Source organism: Acinetobacter vivianii, from assembly GCF_014635885.1.
Taxonomy (GTDB): Bacteria; Pseudomonadota; Gammaproteobacteria; order Pseudomonadales; family Moraxellaceae; genus Acinetobacter; species Acinetobacter vivianii.
The window spans coordinates 1-812 of sequence record NZ_BMDR01000023.1 but is presented as its reverse complement, the minus strand read 5'-3'; the positions used below and the strand labels follow the sequence as shown (position 1 = coordinate 812).

Sequence of the window (812 nt, the reverse complement as noted above, 5' to 3'; positions counted from 1 at the left end):
GAAAGATGCGAAGTTCGACAGCATTACCACTGGCGACAGCGTATTAAACAACAACGGCTTAACCATTAAAGATGGCCCAAGCATCACTAAAGATGGCATCAATGCAGGTAATAAAACAATTACTAACGTTGCTAATGGCGTGAATGGTAAAGATGCAGTTAATGTTGATCAGTTAACCAATGTTAAAGATGGTTTAGATGGCAAGATCACGGATACCAACAACAAGTTAGATGATGCGAAGAAAGATTTGGGTAACCAGATCACCAATACTAAAGATCAGTTAACCAATCAGATCACTGATACCAAGACTGAGTTAAACAACACGATCACGAACACCAAGACCGANTGACAAGTTAAACATCGTAGGTGGAGCGGATGCTGCAACAGCAGAAGACAAGACCAGCGGTGAGAACGTGATCACACGTACCACAGAAGATGGTATCAAGATTGAATTGTTGAGAGATGCGAAGTTCGACAGCATTACTACTGGCGATACTGTATTAAACAACAATGGCTTAACCATCAAAGATGGCCCAAGCATTACTAAAGATGGCATCAATGCAGGTAATAAAGTCATTACTAACGTTGCTGATGGTTCAATTGCCAATGGATCTAAAGATGCAGTGAATGGCGGTCAGGTGAAGAATATCTCTGACAGCATCAAGAACAGCATTGGTGGTAACACGACTGTTAATCCAGACGGTAGCATTACAACCAACAACATTGGTGGTACAGGCAAAAACAACATCAATGATGCGATCAAGTCAGTCGATGACAAAGTGACTAATGGTGTGAATGACCTGACCAATAAA

1 pseudogene is annotated in these 812 nt (G+C 41.3%); it reads left to right on the top strand.

Annotation, left to right across the window (positions count from 1 at the left end):
• Window positions 1-812, top strand: a pseudogene (locus tag IEV36_RS18925) (YadA-like family protein); the annotation flags it as partial.